Annotated in this window: 17 protein-coding genes and 2 pseudogenes; 8 read left to right on the top strand and 11 right to left on the bottom strand. The window is 60.0% G+C overall.

The features are described from left to right. The first annotated feature begins 81 nt into the window (after positions 1–81). Positions 82–522 (top strand): CBS domain-containing protein, encoded by a 441-nt coding sequence (locus PMI30_RS10720; protein ID WP_008011368.1) that lies wholly within the window; start codon positions 82–84, stop codon positions 520–522. A gap of 138 nt (positions 523–660) precedes the next feature. On the opposite strand, the gene PMI30_RS10725 is transcribed toward PMI30_RS10720, so the two are convergent. Continuing rightward, positions 661–1281, bottom strand: coding sequence for a glutathione S-transferase N-terminal domain-containing protein (locus PMI30_RS10725; protein WP_008011365.1), 621 nt, complete (start codon positions 1279–1281; stop codon positions 661–663). A 98-nt stretch (positions 1282–1379) separates the two neighbouring features. Further along, the gene (locus PMI30_RS10730; protein WP_008011363.1) at positions 1380–2474 is read right to left on the bottom strand and encodes a DUF1615 domain-containing protein; all 1095 of its coding nucleotides are present in this window, start codon (positions 2472–2474) and stop codon (positions 1380–1382) included. A gap of 185 nt (positions 2475–2659) precedes the next feature. Here PMI30_RS10730 and PMI30_RS10735 point away from each other — a divergent pair, with 185 nt between their 5' ends. Further along, positions 2660–4189 (top strand): FAD-dependent oxidoreductase, encoded by a 1530-nt coding sequence (locus tag PMI30_RS10735; RefSeq protein WP_008011362.1) that lies wholly within the window; start codon positions 2660–2662, stop codon positions 4187–4189. Between the two features lie 69 nt (positions 4190–4258). Here the strand turns inward: PMI30_RS10735 and hemB are convergent, their stop codons facing one another. The 3 genes from hemB to PMI30_RS10750 all read right to left on the bottom strand — a co-directional run bounded on the left by hemB (position 4259) and on the right by PMI30_RS10750 (position 7040). Next, positions 4259–5233, bottom strand: coding sequence for a porphobilinogen synthase (gene hemB, locus PMI30_RS10740; protein ID WP_008011359.1), 975 nt, complete (start codon positions 5231–5233; stop codon positions 4259–4261). A 233-nt stretch (positions 5234–5466) separates the two neighbouring features. Further along, entirely contained in the window at positions 5467–6309 is an 843-nt protein-coding gene (locus PMI30_RS10745) for a PhzF family phenazine biosynthesis protein (RefSeq protein ID WP_008011357.1), read from the bottom strand. A 23-nt stretch (positions 6310–6332) separates the two neighbouring features. After that, a complete protein-coding gene (locus PMI30_RS10750; RefSeq protein WP_008011355.1) occupies positions 6333–7040 on the bottom strand; it encodes a glutathione binding-like protein in 708 nt (235 codons plus the stop codon). A 337-nt stretch (positions 7041–7377) separates the two neighbouring features. Here PMI30_RS10750 and PMI30_RS10755 point away from each other — a divergent pair, with 337 nt between their 5' ends. Continuing rightward, a complete protein-coding gene (locus tag PMI30_RS10755; protein WP_443216308.1) occupies positions 7378–8049 on the top strand; it encodes a histidine phosphatase family protein in 672 nt (223 codons plus the stop codon). Between the two features lie 195 nt (positions 8050–8244). Here the strand turns inward: PMI30_RS10755 and mnmH are convergent, their stop codons facing one another. Continuing rightward, positions 8245–9348, bottom strand: a complete 1104-nt coding sequence (gene mnmH / locus PMI30_RS10760) for a tRNA 2-selenouridine(34) synthase MnmH (protein WP_008011351.1) — start codon at positions 9346–9348, stop codon at positions 8245–8247. Further along, the gene (gene selD, locus PMI30_RS10765; protein WP_008011350.1) at positions 9348–10382 is read right to left on the bottom strand and encodes a selenide, water dikinase SelD; all 1035 of its coding nucleotides are present in this window, start codon (positions 10380–10382) and stop codon (positions 9348–9350) included. Before selD ends, mnmH begins: the two co-directional genes overlap by 1 nt. Positions 10383–10863: 481 nt before the next feature. On the opposite strand from selD, the gene PMI30_RS10770 reads away from it, so the two are divergent. The 3 genes from PMI30_RS10770 (at position 10864) to PMI30_RS10780 (ending at position 13424) form a co-directional block, all read left to right on the top strand. Further along, positions 10864–11820 carry a nucleoside-specific channel-forming protein Tsx gene (locus tag PMI30_RS10770; RefSeq protein ID WP_008011348.1) on the top strand — a complete coding sequence of 319 codons (957 nt, stop codon included), beginning with the start codon at positions 10864–10866 and terminating at the stop codon, positions 11818–11820. 24 nt (positions 11821–11844) lie between these two features. Next, the gene (locus PMI30_RS10775) at positions 11845–12879 is read left to right on the top strand and encodes a purine-nucleoside phosphorylase (RefSeq protein WP_008011346.1); all 1035 of its coding nucleotides are present in this window, start codon (positions 11845–11847) and stop codon (positions 12877–12879) included. 317 nt (positions 12880–13196) lie between these two features. Then, a complete protein-coding gene (locus PMI30_RS10780) occupies positions 13197–13424 on the top strand; it encodes a DUF6555 family protein (protein ID WP_007907010.1) in 228 nt (75 codons plus the stop codon). A 70-nt stretch (positions 13425–13494) separates the two neighbouring features. Here the strand turns inward: PMI30_RS10780 and PMI30_RS10785 are convergent, their stop codons facing one another. From PMI30_RS10785 to PMI30_RS10795, 4 genes and pseudogenes are all read right to left on the bottom strand, one after another. Further along, positions 13495–13659 carry a metallothionein gene (locus PMI30_RS10785; RefSeq protein ID WP_007907012.1) on the bottom strand — a complete coding sequence of 55 codons (165 nt, stop codon included), beginning with the start codon at positions 13657–13659 and terminating at the stop codon, positions 13495–13497. Positions 13660–13987: 328 nt separating this feature from the next. Beyond that, positions 13988–14743 carry a methyl-accepting chemotaxis protein gene (locus tag PMI30_RS32170; RefSeq protein WP_427624553.1) on the bottom strand — a complete coding sequence of 252 codons (756 nt, stop codon included), beginning with the start codon at positions 14741–14743 and terminating at the stop codon, positions 13988–13990. 102 nt (positions 14744–14845) lie between these two features. Further along, a pseudogene (locus PMI30_RS32165) lies at positions 14846–15664 on the bottom strand (cache domain-containing protein); the annotation flags it as partial. Between the two features lie 185 nt (positions 15665–15849). Beyond that, positions 15850–17166, bottom strand: coding sequence for a Na+/H+ antiporter family protein (locus PMI30_RS10795; RefSeq protein WP_162130608.1), 1317 nt, complete (start codon positions 17164–17166; stop codon positions 15850–15852). A 387-nt stretch (positions 17167–17553) separates the two neighbouring features. Here PMI30_RS10795 and PMI30_RS32160 point away from each other — a divergent pair. Continuing rightward, positions 17554–18843: pseudogene (locus PMI30_RS32160) on the top strand (HAMP domain-containing protein); the annotation flags it as partial. A gap of 102 nt (positions 18844–18945) precedes the next feature. Then, positions 18946–19701 carry a methyl-accepting chemotaxis protein gene (locus PMI30_RS32155; protein WP_443216307.1) on the top strand — a complete coding sequence of 252 codons (756 nt, stop codon included), beginning with the start codon at positions 18946–18948 and terminating at the stop codon, positions 19699–19701. Positions 19702–19806: the final 105 nt, after the last annotated feature.

The following is a 19806-nucleotide window of genomic DNA, read 5'->3' as shown; positions in this document are numbered from 1 at the left end:
GTTATCTGCCGCTTTGCGCCTTGCTCTGCGAGCGCGTCTCTACGATTCTTCAAGAACAACGACAACACCCGAGAATCCGCCATGAAAACCGTCGCCCAACTGCTCAAGTTAAAGGCCCAACAGAATCAGCAAGTCCACTCTATTGCACCGCATCAAATGGTGCTGGAAGCGCTGATGGTGATGGCCGCAAAAAACGTCGGTGCGTTACCGGTGCTGAAAGATGGCAAGGTCGTCGGCATCATCAGCGAGCGTGACTATGCGCGCAAACTGGTGCTCAAGGGGCGCTCCTCTGTCGGCACACCGGTCAGCGACATCATGGTGTCGCCAGTGATCACCGTGGACACCCATCAAACCGTCGAAACCTGCATGGGCATCATGTCCGAAAAACGCCTGCGGCATTTGCCGGTGGTGGAAAACGGCGAGTTGATCGGCTTGCTGTCCATCGGCGACCTGGTCAAGGAAGCCATCGCCGAACAGGCTGAACTGATCCGGCAGCTGGAGCAGTACATTCGCGGCGAGTGATTACGGCAATCCCGATGCAGCGAAAATCTCCTGTAGGAGCGAGGCTTGCCCGCGAAAGCTGTTATGCGGTGGAACTGATGAATCGTGTCATCGTTCTTCGCGGGCAAGCCTCGCTCCTACATTGGACTGGCGGTGATCCTATGGCCAATGCCGCGCGAAAACCGGTGCCAATGCAGGGTGCCGGTCGAAGCGTTCGAGCCAGGCGCAGAACCCCGGCCGCGCAGCGCGCAAGTGCTCCCGAGTGCCCGCCCACCGTGTTACCACCGCCGCCAGAATATCCAGCGCGCCCGGCGCTCCCTCGCCCAGGTACAACTTGCCGGCGAACTGATCGGCAAACACCTCCCAACTCCAGTGCAGGCGCTGGCGGGCACCGGCCATAAGGTTTTCCCTGGATGATTCGTCCGCCTCGGCCAGCCAGCGCTCGGGGTAGTCGATGATGCCGATGGCGGCATAGCAATTGCTGACGATGTACACCAAACCCCGAATAACCTGATCACGCTTGAGCGGGTTTTCCGGCAGCAGGTTCGACTCCGGGAACGTGAGGCCCAGATGAATCAGGATGGCAGCACTCTCGGTCAGAACACCGCCATCGGGCAATTGCAGAGTGGGAATCTGCTTCAGCGGGTTGAGCTTCTCCAACGCCTGAACCGCCTCCGGGGACGATGAAACATCGATGAAGCGATAAGCAACCTCGCACAGTTCCAGCGCGGCTTCGATGGCGGCCGCACCCGAATTCTGATGCCCGTAGAGCTGGTACATGACTAAATCTCCTCTGCGACTCTCTCTTTGTAGCAGCTGCTGAAGATTGCGTTCGAATTGTCAGCCAAGCGTTGGTTTTTTGACCATCTTCGGTCCAGTCACGTCCCTGCGCGCTTCATACAACGCTGATAACGCTCATCGACCCGCTTGGCAAACCACGCCGTGGTGAGCTTGCGGGTGATTTTCGGGCTTTGCAGCACAATCCCCGGCAACACCGCTCGGGGTAATGGCCGGCCTTCGGCCTGTTCGGCCAAGGCAAAGACGCGCCGATAAAGCTTGGTGTCCTCGAACTCGAGACCTTTCCCCTCCTCCAATTGATCCCGAATGGTCAGGTTGCGCATGTCCAGTTGCTTGCCGAGAGTGCGCACCGCCAATTCCGTGGTGCCAGGCATGATCGAGCCGTAGCGCACCAGATCGCCATCCAGCGCCAGCGGAATGCCCGTCGCACGACTTAGCGCATTTTGAAACGCCGCATTGCGGCTGGCGTACCAACCGGCGTTGAAATCGGCGAAGCGATACAGCGGCTGCTCGTAGCTCACTGGATAACCGAGCAAATGGGCAATACCGAAATACAGGCCACCGCGACGCGTGAACACTTCACGGCGAATCGAGCCGTCCACCGGGTAGGGATAATCCCGCGCCTGCTGCTCCGCAAAATCGATGCTGACTTGCATCGGCCCGCCGGTGTGCACCGGGTTGAAACCATCGAACAGCGTCCGCCCCATGGGCACCATGCCGATGAAATCATCGAAAATCGCGCTGAGTTCTTTTTCGCTGCGCGCGGCATTCAGCCGGTCGCTGTAGCTTTTGCCATTGGGTGAACTGACCTGCAAGGCAGCGCTCACCAGCAGGCCGGGAATGTGGGCCTTGGCGGCGCGGCGGTCGATCTCGTCCCGGGCGATCTTGCCCAGGCCCGGCACCCGCGGATCAGCCTGAAACGTCGATTCCTGCTCAGTGACCGCGAGTACCGAACACAGGTTTTGCGTGGTCGGTGAAATCTTTTGCGCGGCAAATGCCGCGTAGATGTCCGTGGCCCAGCCCTGGCGGTCGGCTGTCTTGGCCGGGAGCAGACGCATGATCTCGGCTTTGACCTCGGCAGGCTTGCGGGCCGGCGGCTCCTGCGTGCGTTGGCTACCGCAACCGGCCAGGACCAACAGTGCCGCGATGCTCATGATCAATCGATTGGCTTGCATGGTGCTCCATCAAAATCCGTTGAGCCGGGTTAACCATACGATCAATGGCATGGCGCAGGCTATGACTGTGACAGTCGCGGACTGTTCCCCCGTAGCGGTAGCGGGGTGTTTTCCGTTGGGCAGCCGGGAGGCCAGTGCATTCGGGCTGAACCATACTTGATCCACACACCGTGGAGGACAGGCTCATGAACCGTAGCGACGTGCTGATCATCGGCGCCGGCCCTACCGGGCTGGTACTGGCGCTGTGGTTGAGCAAACTGGGAATTCGGGTACGGATTATCGACAAGACGTCGACACCCGGCACCACTTCACGTGCGCTGGCGGTACAGGCGCGAACGCTTGAACTGTATAGCCAGCTCGACCTCAGCGACGCCGTTGTGCAAAACGGCCATAAAGTGGCCGCAGCGAATTTCTGGGTCAAGGGCGAACCCGTCGCACGCCTGCCGCTGAGCACCATCGGTGAGGGTCTGACGCCCTACGCGTTTCTGGAAATCTATCCGCAAGACGAGCACGAACGCCTGCTGATCGAACGCCTGGAGGCCTTCGGTATTACAGTGGAGCGCGATACCGAACTGCAAAGTTTCGAGGAAACCGGCGACGGCATCACCGCCCGCCTGCGCTTGCCCGATGGTCAGCAGGAAACCTGCCAGGCCTGTTACCTCGCCGGCTGCGACGGCGCCCGGTCGATTGTGCGCAAGACGCTGGACACCGGTTTTCCAGGCGGCACCTATCAGCAGATTTTCTACGTGGCGGACGTGCAAGCTCGCGGCCCCACATTCAACGGAGAACTGCATGTGGATCTCGACGAAGCCGACTTCCTCGCCGTTTTTCCCTTGTCCGACGAAGGTCGCGCACGCCTGATCGGCACGGTTCGTGATGAGCGCGCCGACCGTGCCGAAACCCTCCAGTTTGAAGACGTCAGCCACCGGGCCATCGAGAACTTAAAGCTGCAGATCGATCAGGTGAACTGGTTCTCGACCTACCGCGTGCATCACCGGGTTGCGGATCATTTTCGCACCGGGCGCGCGTTTCTGTTGGGTGACGCCGCCCATGTCCACAGCCCGGCGGGTGGCCAGGGTATGAACACCGGGATTGGCGATGCGATCAATCTGGCCTGGAAGCTCGCGGCGGTGTTGAGCGGTGGCGCCACGACCAAACTGCTCGACAGTTATGAAACCGAACGCATCGCCTTTGCCCGGCGACTGGTGGCCACCACCGACCGGGTCTTCAGTTTCGTTACGGCCGATGGGCCAATAGCCGACTTGGTGCGTATTCGCGTGGCACCCTTTTTGATCCCGAAAATGATCTCGTTTGAGGCGGCCCGGGAATTCATGTTTCGCACGGTATCGCAGACCACCCTCAACTATCGCGGCATGCCGTTGAGCGAAGGTGTTGCTGGCCATGTTCACGGCGGTGATCGCCTGCCCTGGGCACACGACAGTGAAGGGGATAATTTTGAGTCACTGAAAAATCCGACCTGGCAGGTGCATGTGTATGGCGACACCAGTGACGAGATGATCGCCTGGTGCACCGAGCATCACCTGCCATTGCAGGTGTTCGACTGGCGGCCGGTGTTTGAAACGGTAGGGCTGGCGCGCAACGGGTTTTACCTGCTGCGGCCGGATACCTATGTGGCGATTGCCGACTACAGCGCCGATCCGAAGGTGATCGAGCGGTATTTCCGGGACCGTGGGATTCGGCCTTTTTTCGGCTGACCCCAAGAACGGCGAAGATCAAATGTGGGAGCGGGCTTGCTCGCTCCCACAGTGATTATGTGGTGGTCTTTAGATCCCGGCCAGGGCCAGGTCCATCGCGAAGTAGGTGAAGATCAAATCCGCCCCGGCCCGTTTGATCGCTCCCAGGCTCTCACGCACCACTCGGTCTTCATCGATTGCCCCGGCCTGCGCGGCGAATTTGATCATCGCGTACTCGCCACTCACCTGATAGGCCGACAGCGGCAAACGCGATGCTTCGCGGATGTCGCGGATGATGTCCAGGTACGCGCCGGCGGGTTTGACCATCAGCGCGTCAGCGCCTTCCTGTTCGTCCAGCAACGACTCACGCACGGCCTCGCGGCGGTTCATCGGGTTCATTTGATAGCTTTTGCGGTCGCCCTTCAGCGCACTGCCGCCGGCCTCGCGGAATGGACCATAAAGCGCTGAAGCGAATTTGGTCGAATAGGCCATGATCGCGGTCTGGCTGAAACCCGCTGCATCAAGCGCCCGGCGAATGGCCTGGACCTGCCCGTCCATGGCCGCCGACGGTGCAATCACATCGGCGCCAGCCTGGGCGGCCGCCACGGCTTGCTTACCGAGGTTGATCAAGGTCTGGTCGTTGTCGACTTCGTGGTGGTGCAGCACGCCGCAATGGCCGTGGTCGGTGTACTCACAAAAACAGGTGTCGGACATCACGATCATTTCCGGCACGGCGTCCTTGGCGATGCGCGACATGCGCGAGACCAGACCATTGTCGCTCCAGGTGTCGCTGCCATTGCTGTCCAGATGATGGGACACACCAAACGTCATCACCGATTTGATCCCGGCCCGAGCGTAGCGCTCGATCTCGCCGGCCAGCTTCGACTCGGGAATGCGCATCACCCCGGGCATGCTCTTGATCGGCACGAAATCGTCGATTTCTTCCTCGACGAAAATCGGCAGCACCAGGTCGTTCAAGCTGAACTCGGTTTCCTGGAACAGGCTGCGCAGGCTCGCATTGCGGCGCAGACGGCGTGGACGTGCTTCGGGGAACTGACTGGGCATGGGCCTTCCTGAAAAACGGCGGATGAGACAAAAGTCGCAGGGGGGCGAAGCTTATGCCCTGCAAGGCGCGGGGCACAAACCTCAGACACGGAACAAAGCGTTACCCGTTCGGCAACAATCACCGAATTCCGCACAGAACCCTGTGGGAGCGGGCTTGCTCGCGAAGGCGGCCTATCATTCAACATTGATGTCGACTGACCCACCGCTTTCGCGAGCAAGCCCGCTCCCACAGGTTAAAGTGTCATCGTACCGCTGATACACGTCACCACTGCGCCGCCAATCCAGATCTCATCCCCCACCTGCTCGACCTGAATCCGCCCGCCCCGCCCCATGGTCAGACCCTGGCTAACGACATAAGACGCCGGCGCCAGCCCTTCGCTGAACAACCATTGGGCAATCCCGGCGTTCAGGCTGCCGGTGGCCGGGTCTTCTGGCATGCCGTCGCCGGAGATGAACGCACGCACTTCGAACTGCGCCTCAGCGCCATCGCGCTCGACGCACCACGGCGCGATGACACCCACGGCGAGGCCCAGCATCTGCGCATGATCCGGCTGCAAGTCCAGTACCTGCTGACGATCCTCGACCATCACCGCCAGCCAGCCGGCACCGTTGTCGACCCATTGCGCCCGCACAATCGTGCCCGGCGCCAATCCGAGGCCCCGCCGTACGCGCTCGACCAGTTCGGCGTCCACCGGGCCGGACCTGAGCAGCGGTGGCGCGAGAAACGCCAGCTCCGCACCCTGTCGACGCACCCGCACCAGGCCGACGGCGCATTCCTGAATGATCTCCTCGCCCTTGGGCACTCCACCGGCCTCGAGCCAGGCATGACAGGTACCGAGCGTCGGGTGACCGGCGAACGGCAACTCCTGAAGCGTGGTGAAGATACGAACTCGATAGTCGGCCCGAGGGTCCCGGGGTTCGAGCACGAAAGTGGTTTCACTGAGGTTGGTCCAGGACGCGAACGCCGCCATGCGCTCATCGCTGAGCCGGTCTGCACCGAACACCACCGCCAACGGGTTGCCCTTGAGCGCGACGCGGCTGAAGACATCTACTTGCTTGAAATCGAATGAACTCATTGCCTGCCTTGGTGATGAGGGGCTCAAAGGGGTTGCTTGGGGATTTCCAGCCCGCGAATCACCGCTGGCCTTGCCAGGAAACGTTCCAGCACGCGGATGACGTTGGGGAAATTCTGGATGCCGACCAGGTCGCCGGCCTCATAGAAGCCGATCAGGTTGCGCACCCATGGAAAGGTCGCGATGTCGGCGATGGTGTAGCGCTCGCCCATGATCCAGTCACGTCCTTGCAAACGGCCCTCAAGAACGCTGAGCAAGCGCTTGCTTTCATCGACGTAGCGATCGCGGGGGCGCTTGTCTTCGTAGTCCTTGCCGGCGAATTTGTTGAAGAAACCGAGCTGGCCGAACATCGGCCCGATACCGCCCATCTGAAACATCAACCACTGAAGGGTCTCGTAACGCGCCGCCGATTCCTGTGCCAGCAGTTGCCCGCTCTTGTCGGCGAGGTAAATCAGAATCGCCCCGGACTCGAACAGCGCCAGCGGTTGATCCCCCGGACCGTGGGGGTCGAGGATCGCCGGGATCTTGTTGTTGGGGTTCAGCGAGAGAAATTCGGAGGACAGCTGATCGTTGGTGTCGAAGCCCACACGATGCGGCTCGTAGGGCAGCCCGATCTCTTCGAGCATGATCGAAACCTTGACGCCATTGGGCGTTGGCAAGGAATAGAGCTGGATCCACTCCGGGTACTGGGCCGGCCATTTTTGAGTGATGGGGAATGCAGACAAATCGGTCATAAGGAGCATCCGGTACAAAGAAAGGGTTGAGCATAATCTGTAGGAGCTGCCGAAGGCTGCGATCTTTTGATCTTTCTACTTGCTGAAAAGATCGCAGCCTTCGGTAGCTCCTACAACCGTAACATCCTGTCGATAACCTTTCCCCCAATCCATTAAAGGTTCCCGCTAAAGTGCCGGGCACCTCGTTCGGATCGAACCAAAGGGCTTCAGAGGACTCTGAGCATTGCCCTGTAGGAAACGGACCGGGTCAATGACATGGAATACACCGATGCCGGACGCTCGCGGTGTCAAGGTTTGTCAGCCTTAACCGAATGCGCTGAAGATGACCAATTCGATGATGAATCCATTGAAATTCGCCAAACGCTTCAAGCATCGCGCCTATATCTTCCTGCCCTCCCTGCTGGCGGTCAGCGCGTTGTTCTTGTCGCTTGAGTCCAGTGAAAGCCGCGCCCAACCAGAGGACGGCACTCAGACGCTGGTATTTCTGCGCCACGCGGAAAAACCCGCCGGCGGCCTGGGTCAGCTCAATTGTCAGGGGCTGAACCGCGCCATCGACCTGGCCACCTTGTTGCCGGAAAAATTCGGCAAGGCCAACTACGTGTTTGCCGCCAACCCGACGCGCAATGTCGAGGAAGGCGAACTGGATAATTCCTACAGTTACATCCGCCCCCTGATGACCATCAGCCCCAGCGCGATCAAGCTCGGCTTGCCGGTGAACATCAACTTCTCGGCCAACGACACCAGCGATCTGGCGGATGAACTGCTGCGCGACAAGTATCACAACTCGATCATTTACACGGCCTGGTCCCACGGCTACCTGCCCGAGCTGATCAACAAGGTCGCCGGGGAAGCTGTTGGAAAAAAACAGAACATTACCGATGACTGGGAATCGAGCGACTACGACTCGCTGTACGTGCTCACGCTGACCTGGCACAACGGCAAGGCCAGCCTGCAGAGTCACAGTTACAAGCAGGGGCTGGATAACGGTCGGGAGACTTGTCCGACTTAAGTTGTCGGCCGCTTCCTACACTCGGTCGCGGCGGTTGATCGGGGCGGCTGTGCTTCAGGATATTGAGTGCCTGTCTGGGCCCCTTCGCGAGCAAGCCCGCTCCCACACTGGATCTCTGCGGTACACAAAACCTGTGTTCACTGAAGATCAAATGTGGGAGAGGGCTTGCTCGCGAAGAGGCCTGAACAAACGACATCACCCTCGCTGATTACCCCGCTCCCGCAGGTATTCAAGCACCGCCCCCCGCTCCCCGACAAACTCGATCCGCGCGCCCTTCTTCTCCCGCTGAAACGCATACATCGGGTCGTAATACTCGCGCAGCAACCCTTCGATCCACCCCCGGTGCAAATCCACCGCGCCGCTGTTCGCCTGTTCTGCCAGTGCGTCTTCCATCAAGGCCAACATCCGCTGATGACGTTCGCCGCCCAAACGTTTCTGGACATTGTTCAGGCTCGCCAGCAAACGCTCGGAAAACATTGCGAAGCCTTCATCGCCATGCACTTCGATGAACTCGGCGCACAAGTCCACCACGTAATCGTGCAGGATCCGCTCGATCCGCCCTTCCAGGCTGTCTTCCAGCCAGACCATCGGAAACTGCTGCATGCCCTGATACAGCGGCAGCGGCAAGGCGCAACTACCAATAGCGCGGCTCTCGTCTTCCAGTACGAACTGTTCGATACCCCGGGCACGTTTCTTCAGCACATCCACGGCCAGGCGGTTTTCAAAGTCGATGTTGGAGGGTTGGCCGGTGGCGCGCTTGCCGAAACTGGAGCCGCGATGATGGGCGTGGCCTTCAAGGTCCAGCCCGTTGCTCAATTGCGTGAGCACCTCGGTCTTGCCGGTGCCGGTCATGCCGCCCAGCAAAACGAAATCACACTGGACAATGGCTTGATCGAGCGTGTCGAGCAAGAAGGTGCGCATGGCCTTGTAGCCGCCACCGACCCGCGGATAGTCGATACCCGCTTCGTCTTTGAGCCACTGCTGAACGATCTGCGAACGCAGCCCGCCACGAAAACAGTACAAATAACCATCCGGATGAGCCCGGGCAAATTCGGCCCAGGCCTGGATGCGCTCGGCCTTGATCTCACCGGACACCAATTGATGTCCCAGCGTGATGGCCGCTTGCTGACCTTGCTGCTTGTAGCAAGTGCCGATCCGTTGCCTCTCGAGGTCATTCATCAACGGCAGATTGACCACCCCAGGGAATGAGCCCTTGAGGAATTCGACCGGCGCGCGGGTATCCATCATCGGCCGGTCGTTGAGAAAGATGTCGCGGTAATCGGTGAAGTCGATGGACATCAAATCACCTCTACCGCGTTAGTCTGTCGCTCAACCAGTTCGCCGATCGGCGCAAGGGCCAGACCGAGTTCGGCCGCCACCGCCAAAAACTGTTCGTTGCCCTCGGGCGTGACCGCAATCAGCAGGCCACCGCTGGTCTGCGGATCGCAGAGCACGCGTTTGTGCAACTCCTGGAGCCGGCCGACCTTACTGGCGTAGCTGTCGAAATTGCGCAGTGTGCCGCCCGGCACACAGCCCTGATCGAGGTAATACTCGACGCCCGGCAGGCGTGGCACACGGTCGTATCCGATGCGGGCGGTCACGTTGCTGCCGTCGGCCATTTCCACCAAGTGCCCGAGCAGGCCAAAACCGGTGACATCGGTCATCGCAGTCACGCCGTCGAGTTTGCCGAAACGGCTGCCGGGTTTGTTCAGGGTGCACATCCAGTCGCGGGCCAGGCCGATGTCGGCATGGCGCAACTTGCCCTTCTTCTCGGCCGTGGTGAGGATGCCAATGCCCAAGGGTTTGGTGAGGTACAGCAAGCAACCGGCGGTGGCGGTGTCATTGCGCTTCATGTGGCGTTTTTCCACCAGTCCGGTCACGGCCAGGCCGAAGATCGGCTCTGGCGCGTCGATGGAATGGCCGCCAGCCAGCGGAATCCCCGCCTCGTCGCAGACCGAACGCCCGCCACGAATCACTTCCCGGGCAATCTCCGGCGCCAGCACATTGACCGGCCAGCCGAGGATCGCAATCGCCATCAACGGATCGCCGCCCATGGCGTAGATATCGCTGATAGCGTTGGTGGCGGCAATGCGACCGAAGTCGAACGGATCGTCGACGATCGGCATAAAGAAGTCGGTGGTCGAGACCACGCCGCGTTCTTCGTCGATGGCATACACCGCTGCGTCATCACGCGAAGCGTTGCCGACCCAGAGTTTAGGGTCCAGGTTTTGCGCGCCGCTGCCGGCCAGAATCACCTCCAGCACCTGAGGCGAAATCTTGCAGCCACAGCCTGCGCCATGGCTGTATTGGGTCAGACGAATCGGCTCGCTCATCGGGGTACCTCATGAAGTCAATGCCGCCGATTCTAACAGAGCACTGGTGCGACAAGGCGCTCCGCCTGGCACTGACCTTGTGGGAGCGGGCTTGCTCGCGAAGAGGGAGTGTCAGTCGGCATTAATGTTGTTTGGCACACCGCCTTCGCGAGCAAGCCCGCTCCCACATGAATTGCGCTGTCCCCTCTCCACAAAAGCTCTTTGCCACAGATCGGACTAATCATCTGACAGTCGACACCACTTTGGTGCATATCCCCGCCAGATCCCCTTCGCCCTGAAAACCACTCCTTCTGCTAATCCCCCCGAAATCCTTGACCAAAAGGACAGTAAAACTACCAATTCCCTCTATTTTTCAGAATATTGAACAAAACTGGTATGCCTTGTGCAAACGTTTGCGAGTCGCCGATACCGGCCTGTTCGCCACCTAACCGCGTAAAACCCGCACCAGCGGGCTTTCGATCCGCACGAAAAGGGACTTTTAATGCATTGCACCTCCAGCCGCGTGACTTGCTCGCGCACTTTGGCTGTTTCCTTGCTGCTGGCCAGCGTTACAGGACTACTCAGCAGCCACGTTTTGGCCCAACCGGCCACCGCCGAAGAATCCGCCCAGGGCGAAGCCCTCAGCCCTGAAGCCAACCCGCCGAAAAAAGGCGCCTACCTGTCGGACTGGTTCAACCAGGACCTGACTGTCATCGGCAGTAAAGACATCAGCTTCGGCCCGCAACCGGCCGACGACATCTACCTGGAATATGAATACTTCGGCCGCAAGGGCCCGTTCGAGTTGTACGGTTACATCGATATTCCAAAGATCTTCGACATCGGCAACAGCCATGACAAAGGCGTGTGGGACCACGGCTCGCCGGTGTTCATGGAGCACGAACCGCGGATCTCCATCGACTATCTGGCCGGCCGCAGCCTGGCCGTCGGGCCGTTCAAGGAATGGTATGTGGCGTTCGACTGGATCTACGACCACGGCAGCAACAGCGCCAACCGCGCAAACACGCTGTACAGCGGCCTCGGCACCGACATCGACACCCATTCGCGGGTCAACCTGTCGGCCAACTTCTATGGCCGCTACCAGTGGGAAAACTACGGTGCCAGCAATGAATACTCGTGGGATGGCTACCGCGCCCAGCTCAAATACATTGTGCCCATCAGCAGTTTCAGCAATGGCGCTTCGTTGACCTACATCGGTTTCACCAACTTCGACTTCGGCTCCGACCTGCACAAAGACAACCCGGCCCGCACCGCCAACGCCACCGTGGCCACCAACGTGTTGCTCTACGCCTTCACCCACTTGCGTTTCACCCTGGTCGGCCGTTACTTCCACAACGGCGGCAACTGGGACGACGGCAGTGAGTTGAATTTCGGCGATGGCGACTTCCGCGCCCGTTCCAACGGCTGGGGTTACTACGCCGGTGTCGGTTATCAGTTTTAAGGCTCATTTGAATCAGGAGGTTTTATGAAGGCAATAACCCGTCTGTCCCTGTGCGTGGGCCTGGCCTGCGGCGCCCTGCTCTCTTCTGCCGCGCGGGCTGGTGACGCGCCGATCCAACCGAAAGTGATGCTGATCACCATGTTCGCCCCCGAGGCGCAGAACTGGATCGATCGCCTGGAACTCAAGCAAGAAGTGCGCGTACCGGGCCTGTCCGCCGAGTACCCGAATATTCGCTGCAACACCCAACAGGTGTGCCTGATGGTCACCGGCATGGGCCAGACCAATGCCGCAGCCTCCACCCTGGCTTTGGCGCTGTCGTCGAAATTCGACCTGCGCAAAAGTTACTTCCTGATCGCCGGGATTGCCGGCATCAGCCCCCACCACGGCACCATCGGCACCACCGCGTGGGCGCACTATCTGGTGGAATTTGGCACCCAGTGGGAGCTGGATTCCCGCGACGCGCCGAAAGACTGGCCGACCGGTTACCTGGGCATCAACACCAAAGGCCCGAACGAAAAACCGCCGCTGGACTACAAGACTGAAGTGTTCGAACTCAATCCGAAGTTGCAGGCCAAGGCGTTCGCCCTGAGCCACAAGGTCCAGCTGAGCGAGAGCAAGGAATCGGCGGCGTGGCGCTTGAAGTATCCGTCTGCGCCAGCCAATCAGCCGCCAGTGGTGACCCAGTGCGACACACTGGCGGGCAATACCTGGTTTTCCGGGACGCGGTTGAGTGAGCGGGCCGAAGTCTGGACCAAGCTGTTGACCAACAATGAAGGCGTCTATTGCACGACTCAGCAGGAAGACAACTCCACCTACGAGGCGCTGCTGCGCGCTAGCCGCGAGGGGCTGGTGGATGTCCGGCGCCTGGCGGTGGTGCGCGCCGGTTCCGACTTCGACCGGCCGGCGCCGGGCCAGAGCGAGGTGGATAACCTGCTCAAATACGCCGATCAAGGCGGTTTTGTGCCGGCGCTGGAGAACCTGTACCGCACGGGGAATCCGTTGGTGCAGGAGATTTTGCAGAATTGGTCGGTTTGGGAGAAAGGCGTACCTGAGGCCTGAGTTCGGCTTGAGGACGCCTTCGCGGGCAAGCCTCGCTCCTACAGAGGTCTGTGTCGGTCACAAATCATGTGAGCGACGCAGATCCACTGTGGGAGCGTGCCTGCTCGCGATAGGGCCAGAACATTCGACAAAGATACCGACTGGGACGACTCCGCCGGCGCACCTTGGGCCATAGACTAGGATGATCGGGAGTCAGGAAGGCTCCAAGATCACGAGGCGCCCGGCTGTCGCCAGGCACTGTCACCGTCCGACAATTCGACTGAATTTTCGCCGCGCCTCGCGATCCCTCTATAACTACAGGGAGGAATACAGGCTTTATGAACAATGCAAAACTTTTCGTTATTGAATACACCCTTCATGGCAAACCCAAGTCTTTCATTATCCGCCTGGACAAAATGGACAATGCAGAGGCTTGGCACTGGGCAAGTTGCGACGCCGGAGTCGGCCGGATCCCGCGCTTTGGCCGTGAACGGGTGCAAAAGACCAGCAAACCGCTGGCGGAAAAATTCGGCATCGAGAATGTGACCTGGCGACCGGCCAGTTGAGCGTCAAAAGGGAGGGGAAAGATTCAAACCGAAGTGGAGCCTGGACGGCTCCACTTTTTTGGCTGAATGGTCAGTGTTGAGCACACTTGCAGCCTTTGGTGGCGCATGCTTCGCCGTGTTCGTGATGTTTGGCGCAGGCTTCACAGCAATAGTGCTTGCCGTGACGCGCGATCGGATGTTCGCCCAGTTTGCAGGAACATTTGGGGCAGTCGCAGATACTTTCACTGTCGATCATGAGTCTGACTCCATTGTTGTGGTCGTCAAGGTGACGCGGGTGCGCGACACCTGAAGCAAATGACCGCTCGTCCCCCAAACGGGTTCAAACAAACCCTTGGACGGTGTTTGCTTACTACTGAGGGTAGTCGCGATGCAGCTACTCATGGACGAACACTGCCCTGTGGCGAGGGGAAAGCACAGCACTTGTAGGAGCGAGGCTTGCCCGCGAAGAATACGCCGCGGTTTTTCAGGTATTACGCGTCATCGTTCTTCGCGGGCGAGCCTCGCTCCTACAGGTTCTGCGTCCTGTTCGGGGGCAAGCCCCCTCGCCACACGAGCACTATCAATCAAATACGGAATTGCCCGACCAGTTGCCCCAGGCGCTGACCGAGGTCGGCCAGGCTGCGCGAGGTCTGGGCGCCGAGCTGGGTTTCGTCGGCGACGCTGTCTACGGCCACGGCGATCTGGTGCACGCTGCGGTTGATTTCTTCGGCCACAGCGGTTTGCTCTTCGGCGGCGCTGGCGATCTGGGCGTTCATCGAGTTGATGGTGCCGATCAACTGGGCCATGGCGTCCAGAGATGCCCCCGCCTCGTTGGCCTGGGCCGACGTGCCGTCGCCAGCCTCACTGGAGCGGCGCATGGCCTCGACTGCCGATTGGGTGCCGGCCTGCAAGCGGTCGATCATACCCTGGATTTCCTGCGTGCTGATTTGCGTGCGACTGGCCAATGCCCGCACTTCGTCGGCGACCACCGCAAAACCACGCCCGGCCTCGCCAGCGCGAGCCGCTTCAATGGCGGCGTTGAGCGCCAGCAGGTTGGTCTGTTCGGCAATCGAACGGATCACCCCGAGTACGCTGACAATCGACGACACGTCTTTCTGCAAGCTGTCGAGGGACACGCCGCTGCTGCGAATGTCGTTCACCAACGCATGAATCTTCACGATGCTGCCGGCTACCACGCGCTTGGCGGCCTGACCTTCTTCGTCGGTCTGCTGGGCAGCGACCGCCGCGTTTTGTGCGCTCTTGGCCACTTCCTGGGCCGCCGCCGACATCTCATTGATCGCCGTGGCCACCTGATCGGTTTCGTGACGCTGGCGCTCCATGGCTTGATCCGAGCGCTGGGCCTGATCGGAGACCTGATTCACCAGCCCGGTCAGTTGCGAGGTCATTTCAGTGATCTGGCGTACCAAACCGTGGATCTTGTCGACGAAACGGTTGAACGAGCCGGCCAGTTCGCCGAGTTCATCCTGGCTGGTGATGGACAGGCGTCGGGTCAGGTCGCCCTCGCCCGCCGCGATGTCGTCAAGGTTGGCTTTCATCAGATTCAGCGGACGCAGAATGGTATTGGCCAGCAACATCCCGGCGGCAGCGATCAACAACAGCACCACCACGGCAATCCCGACAATGCTCAGCACCACGCCTTGCATGCGCTCATGGACCTTGATCTCAACCAGTGCCACTTGAGCTTCAATGCCGTCGAGGTTGACCGAGGTACCGACCGCCATGTCCCACTTCGGCAGGTATTCGGTGTAGCCGAGCTTGGGCACCAGCACTTGGGTGTTGCCGGGCAGCGGCGAGCTGTATTGCAGGTAGTGAGTACCGTCCTTGGCGACTTTCACCAGGTCACGGTTGACGTAGACGCCGTTCGGGTCGCGGTTGTCCTTGAAGCTCTGGCCCACGCCTTCGGGGCTGTTGGCCTTGAACAGGCGCACGGTATTGGAGTCGTAGCCGAAGAAGTAGCCGTCCTTGCCGTAGGTGATACTCGACAGCAACTTGACCACCTGCGCCCGTGCCGCGTCATCGCCGGGAGCGGCTGCGTCGTAGAGCGGTTTGATCGTGGTCATGGCCACGGCGACGTAACTTTGCAGGGTCGCCTTGGCATCGCTGAGCAGGCGCTGACGGGTTTCCTCGACTTCCTTGCGGGCCTGCTCCTGCAGAATGAACAACGTGGTCAGGCTGATGACCAGCGCAAAGAGCAGCACCGGTAGGACGGCAAGGGACAGGACTTTGGCCTTCAGGCTCATGCGCATGACGTTCACTCTTTTGATTTTGTTGGCGTGGTTAAAGGCTATAACGGCAGGCCAATTCAAAAGTTGAACGCGGTCATTGTGGGAGCGAGCCTGCTCGCGATGGCGGCGATACATTCAGCATCAATGTGACTGACAGATCGCCATCGCGAGCAGGCTCGCTCCCACAAGGGTAGTAGTCGTTACAACACCATCGCCGCCACCCAGCCAAACGCCAGCAATGGCAGGTTGTAGTGCAGGAAGGTCGGGACCACGGTGTCCCAGATGTGGTGATGCTGGCCGTCGATGTTCAGACCGGAGGTCGGGCCCAGGGTCGAGTCCGACGCGGGTGACCCGGCATCGCCCAATGCGCCAGCAGTGCCGACGATGCACACGATGGCGATCGGGCTGAAGCCCAGTTGCACGCACAGCGGCACGAAAATCACCGCCAGAATCGGGACGGTGGAAAACGACGAGCCAATGCCCATGGTTACCAACAGGCCCACCAGCAACATCAGTAACGCGCCGATGGCTTTGCTGTGGCCGATCCACGAGGCCGAGGTTTCGACCAGTGTCTGCACTTGCCCGGTGGCTTTGATCACTTCGCCAAACCCGGACGCGGCGATCATGATGAAGCCGATCATTGCCATCATCTTCATGCCTTCGGTGAACAGGTCATCGGTGTCGCGCCACTTCACAATTCCCGACACCGAGAAAATCAGAAAACCCGCCAGCGCCCCGATAATCATCGAGTCCAACAGCAACTGAATAATGAACGCGGCGGCAATGGCCAGGCCGGCCACCATCAAGCTCAACGGGTTGTATTGCACCGCGACCTGTTCGACTTGCTCGATCTTTTCCAGATCGTAAACGCGCTTCTTGCGATAGCTGATGAAGGCTGCCGCGAGACCGAAAACCATGCCAAGTGCCGGAATGCCCATGGCATGGGTGACGTTGATTCCGCTGATATCCACGCCACTGCGGGCGACGTTGGCCAGCAGGATTTCATTGAGGAAGATGTTGCCGAAGCCCACGGGCAGGAACATGTACGGCGTGATCAAACCGAAGGTGATAACACAGGCAATCAATCGACGGTCCAGTTGCAGCTTGGTCAGCACATATAAAAGAGGCGGAACCAGCAACGGGATAAAGGCGATATGAATCGGCAAAATGTTCTGCGAGGCGATGGCCACCACCCACAGCAAACCGATCAGCAGCCATTTGACATTTCCGCCACCGTTGGCGTGCTGACGATCGACCATGGCCAGGGCTTTGTCGGCCAGGGCATGAGCCAGGCCGGACTTGGCGATGGCCACCGCGAATGCGCCGAGCAAAGCGTAGGACAACGCAACCGTCGCCCCGCCGCCGAGGCCATTGTTGAAGGCTTTCAGGGTCGCGTCGATGCCCAGGCCACCGGTCAAGCCACCGACCAGCGCGCCCACGATCAGTGCGATCACCACATGCACGCGGGACAGGCTGAGTATCAGCATGATGCCGACCGCGGCAATTACTGCATTAATCATCGTTACCTCAAGGCAAACGGAATGAGTCCGGCCAGCAGTCTGCATGAGCTGCCGGCGGATTGAAGAATGGGTTTTATTAGAGGGCGCGCACTGTGCCGGACCGCTGCGGCCTTGTCAAAGCCAACACCCCGTTTGGACCGTGGACGTGGTTTACCCTGTGGCGAGGGGGCTTGCCCCCGTCCGGCTGCGAAGCAGTCGCAAAACCTGCCGATGCGGGTTGTCTGACCAAATGCTGGGGGCCGCTTCGCGACCCAACGGGGGCAAGCCCCCTCGCCACAGGCAATCCCCCTCGCCACAAAGCTTCGGCTTGCTACATAAAGAAAGCCGAATCACAGCCGCTACAGTGCAAAGTCTCAGATATTTATCGAATAAAAGGACGTTTCCATGTCGCTCAGACAACTTTCCATCCAATGGAAAATCACCCTGTTGGCCGGGCTGTGCCTGGCGGGCATCGTGACCCTGCTGGTAGGTCTTTCGCTGTATCGCATGGAGCACAGCTCCGCGCTGGTGAAAGCCTCGAGCATGGAGATGCTCACCGAAGCCGCCCAGGCGCGCATCGAGTCCCAGGGTGAAGTCCAGGCGCTGGGCATTCGTCAGCAGTTCATGGACGCCTATCAATATGGCCATGGTTTCTCGCGGCAGGTGCTGTTCCTGCGCGATCAGGCCGAGAAGCGCTTTCTCGACGCCTTCGACCTGCGTGAAGACTTGACCCGGCAGGTCAAGTCGGCCCTGCAAGCCAACCCGGAACTGCTTGGCCTGTCCCTGGTGTTCGAGGCCAATGCGCTGGACGGCAAGGACGAACTGTTCGCTGACCAGACAGAGATTGGCAGTAACGAGAAGGGTCGTTTCGCCCTCTACTGGTCGCAACCTGTGCCTGGCAAGGTGACCTCCATGGCCCTGCCGGAAAGCGACATGGCCGATACCAGCACCGGCCCCAGCGGCGAGCCGGCCAACGCCTGGTTCACTTGCCCGCGCACCACGCTCAAGCCTTGCGTGATTGAACCCTACTTCTATGTAATCGACGGCCAGAATGTGCTGATGACCAGCATCGTGTTCCCGCTGATGGTCAACGGCAAAGTCATCGCCTCGCTGTCGGTGGACATCAACCTCAACAGCCTGCAAGCGATCAGCCAGAGCGCCAGCAAAAAACTCTATGACGGCCAGACCAATGTCAGCATCGTCAGCCCGGTCGGTTTGCTTGCCGCCTACAGCCCGGACGCCAGCAAGCTCAGCCAGCGCCTGGACGCCGTCGACACAACCAACGGTGCCGAATTGCTCCGCAGGCTGACCACCAGCAGCAAAACCGAAAGCCTGCACAGCAACCAGCAATTGAAAGTGTTGTCACCGTTCCAGCCGATTCCCGGTGGCAAATCCTGGGGGGTGTTGCTGGACGTGCCGGAGAAGGTCCTGGTCGGCCCCGCCGAAGCGCTGAAAAAACAACTCGACGACAGCAACACCACCGGTACGCTGATTGAACTGGGCCTGGGTGTGCTGGCGGCGCTCGTCGGTCTGCTGTTGGTGTGGCTGATGGCGCGTAGCGTGACCCGACCGATCCTCGGCGTGGCCCGCATGCTGGAAGACATTGCCAGCGGCGAAGGCGACCTGACCCGGCGCCTGGCCTACGACAAGCAGGATGAACTGGGCCAGTTGGCCGGTTGGTTCAACCGTTTCCTCGACAAGCTGCAACCGATCATCACCCAAGTGAAGCGCTCGGTGCAGGATGCCCGCAGCACGGCGGACCAGTCGTCCGCCATCGCCACCCAGACCAGCGCCGGCATGGAACAGCAATACCGTCAGGTCGATCAGGTGGCGACCGCGTCCCACGAAATGAGCGCCACCGCCCAGGACGTCGCCCGTAGCGCCGCGCAAGCAGCACAAGCGGCGCGCGATGCCGATCAGGCGACCCGTCAGGGTTTGACCGTGATCGACCGCACCACCGCCAGCATCGACCACCTCGCTGCCGACATGAGCGCAGCCATGGTGCAGGTCGAAGGGCTGGCAACGAACAGTGAGAAAATCGGTTCGGTGCTGGAAGTCATTCGTGCCATTGCCGAACAGACCAACCTGCTGGCGCTGAACGCCGCCATCGAAGCCGCCCGGGCGGGTGAAGCCGGACGTGGTTTTGCCGTGGTGGCCGATGAAGTGCGCAACCTGGCACGGCGTACTCAGGAGTCCGTGGAGGAAACCCGCCTGGTGATCGAGCAGTTGCAGAGCGGTACTCAGGACGTGGTGAGTTCGATGAACAACAGCCATCGCCAGGCTCAGGGCAGTGTCGATCAGGTTAGTCAGGCGGTGACAGCGTTGCGTCAGATTGGTGATGCGGTGACGGTGATCAGCGACATGAACCTGCAGATTGCCAGTGCGGCTGAAGAACAGAGCGCGGTGGCCGAGGAGATTAACAACAACGTGGCGACCATTCGGGATGTGACCGAATCGCTGTCAGGGCAGGCCAATGAATCGGCACGGGTGAGTCAGTCGCTTAACAGTTTGGCGAATCAGCAGCAGAGCTTGATGGATCAGTTTCGCGTGTGACCCCGATGCTGCGTCCACAGAAGATCCAGTGTGGGGGCTTGCTCGCGAAGGCGTTGTGTCAGGCGACATCAATATTGACTGTACCGCCGCTATCGCGAGCAGGCT

This window comes from Pseudomonas sp. GM50 (genome assembly GCF_000282375.1).
GTDB lineage: Bacteria > Pseudomonadota > Gammaproteobacteria > Pseudomonadales > Pseudomonadaceae > Aquipseudomonas.
This window is presented reverse-complemented; position numbering and strand designations above follow the sequence as displayed.